The sequence below is a fragment of the Novacetimonas hansenii JCM 7643 genome (assembly GCF_000964405.1).
GTDB classification, from domain to species: domain Bacteria; phylum Pseudomonadota; class Alphaproteobacteria; order Acetobacterales; family Acetobacteraceae; genus Novacetimonas; species Novacetimonas hansenii.
Window position 1 is genome coordinate 1 of sequence record NZ_BANE01000156.1, and the last position, 2,432, is coordinate 2,432.

General features: G+C 50.8%; 3 protein-coding genes. 2 read left to right on the forward strand and 1 reads right to left on the reverse strand.

Going from position 1 to position 2,432, the window contains the following annotated elements; translation table 11 throughout:
* Nucleotides 1-2 precede the first annotated feature (2 nt).
* Complete coding sequence (locus B7G66_RS11030) at nt 3-881, forward strand: LysR family transcriptional regulator (protein ID WP_048859188.1); 879 nt, start codon at nt 3-5, stop codon at nt 879-881.
* A gap of 40 nt (nt 882-921) precedes the next feature.
* On the opposite strand, the gene B7G66_RS11035 is transcribed toward B7G66_RS11030, so the two are convergent.
* On the reverse strand, nt 922-1,668 hold the full coding sequence (locus tag B7G66_RS11035; protein WP_040511756.1) for an SDR family oxidoreductase: 747 nt from the start codon (nt 1,666-1,668) through the stop codon (nt 922-924).
* 149 nt (nt 1,669-1,817) lie between these two features.
* Here B7G66_RS11035 and B7G66_RS11040 point away from each other — a divergent pair.
* Nucleotides 1,818-2,432: hypothetical protein (locus tag B7G66_RS11040; RefSeq protein ID WP_048859189.1), on the forward strand; the 615-nt coding region annotated here is incomplete at its 3' end.

Sequence of the window (2,432 nt, forward strand, 5' to 3'; positions counted from 1 at the left end):
TTATCAAGGTCGTGGAATTGGGGTCCTTTGCTGCGGCCTCCCAGCATCTGACTTTGTCGCCGCAGATGGTCGCCAAGCATATAGAGGCTCTGGAGCATCACCTTGGTGCTCGCCTGTTGCATCGAACGACACGTCGGCAAAGTCTGACTGAAACAGGACGGCTCTATTGCGAGCAATGTCGGCTTGTTCTGCAGGCTGCTGAACGAGCTGACAGTCTGGCAGCCAATACGCTTGGCACACCGCGCGGCACATTATCTGTCAGCGTCCCAGTCACCTTCGGGCGAACGGTATTTCTATCATTTATTCACAGTTTTCAAAAAAGATACCCAGAAATTCAAGTGCATTTATCCCTGACAGACCAACTGGTTCACCCCACAATGGATGGTCATGAGGCTGTGATCCGAATTGGTGAACTGGAGACGGACCTTACAGCGGTCAGTCGTCCTTTGACGGCCTATCGTCGGGTCATCTGCGCGGCTCAAACCTATCTGGAAAAACACGGTTTTCCAGGGCAGCCCGAAGATCTGATGCGCCACGAGTGTCTCCTATATGAAAACTCCGGCGGCCCTGTAACCACGTGGCACCTTTCTCAAGGAAGCGTTACGCGGCCTGTCACCGTCTCCGGGAGGATAATCAGTAATGATTCAAGTGTTCTGCATTCTGCAGCACTTGCTGGCGATGGCATTCTACTGGGTTATGAGCAGGCTCTGCTTCCAGATATTAAAAGCAAACGGCTTGTCCGGCTTATGCCCAGGTGGACAGTTCCGGACAGGCCCATGCACCTGCTCTATAACGCAGGTCCGGTTATGACACCAAAGCTGCGGGTCTTTGTGACCGAGCTTCAAGAGGCTTTCCAGCCTGAAGCCTCTTTTCGACGGTAGCGTGCCTGACTCCTAAGCTCAGTTGGCAATCAGTTCCTGTTCACCATCCCTGTTCAGTCGGAAGAACAAACAGTTCTGCAACATCCATACGTGCAGGTGATTTCAGAGCAAAAAGGATACTGTCTGCTATGTCCTCGCCCTCGAGAAAGGTCATGGACTCTGCAAGGTCATCCATCTGTTTGCGGTAATCAGCATCTGTAATGTGATCGTAAAGCTCTGATTTTACGGCTCCCGGCTGAATGCAGGTAACGCGGATATTATGCTTTGGTCCGATCTCCATTCTTAGGCCGTCTGAAAACGCTGTCACCGCAGCCTTGGTGGCACAATAAACGGCGAGACCCGTAAAGACCTTCCGGCCTGCAATCGAGGACATGTTGAAAATATGACCCGAATGCTGTGCGATCATCTGCGGAAGAACGGCTGCCGTTGCATTGAGAGCACCGGATATATTGACGTCCACCATCTGCTGCCATTCGTCCACTTTCAGGCTGTCAACGCTGGATAGGGGCATTAGGCCCGCGTTGTTGACCAGAACATCAATCCTTCCAAATTGGGCGATCAAGCTCTTTGCCGCTTCTTGACACGAGACAAGATCAGTAACGTCCGTCACCAGAGGAATAGCGTGACCGCCAGCCTTGGTAATCTCACTGACAAGCGTTTCCAAGCGATCATGACGACGTGCCGCCAGACCAACTGTGATTCCTTCTGTTGCGAGTTTGCGCGCTGTTGCCGCACCAATGCCACTGGATGCTCCGGTCACCAGAGCAACTTTTCCTGCAATATTCATAATCTTCTCCACACGACGAGCCTTCAATCGGCCTTCATTGTCGAAGGAGATGTAAATTATGCCAGAAGATATCTCTCATGGCTTCTTGCTGAAACTATCGCGATTTTGCGCTATAGATAGTCGCGCATGGAAATGAGAGAGTGTAGCAGATGGTTTTGTCCTGCCTTCCTTCTCGGCGTGCTGCCAGTTTGACACTGGAGCAACTTCTCCCCGGGAAGAAAGTCGCGCAAAGTGAAGGGGATGTCTGGAAGGATGTTGACGTCCAGATATTCACTCGCCCGGTACAAGAAGACGAAATTCTTGTACCTGCCGTCGCAGAACCCCTGCTTGTTTGGGTTATCCGCGGAGAAGCAAATATTGAAGAGCGTGAACTGACAGGGCCTTGGGAACAGAGCAAGGCAAGAGCAGGAACATTTTACCTCACGCAGACGGACACACCCTATCTGATGCGGTGGCAGGGCAAGGGAAACACTTGTTTTGAAGTGTTGCATCTCTATCTTGGACTTGAGCTTGTCGATCGAGCTGCCAAGTCATTAAATCTGACTTCATCCCGTATTCGAATGCGGGATGTTTCGGGCGGGGAGGATGCTTTCATATCAGGCATTTTGAGTGGTCTGATAGCTGAAATGCAATCTTCCGTTATTACAAATTCCTTATTTGTAAATGGCCTTCTGGAAAGTCTGACAGTTCATCTTTTAAGACAGTATGCTGATGCCAGAGCTAAGAGCCTGATCCGAAAGTTTTTGAACAATACCAGCCTGTTG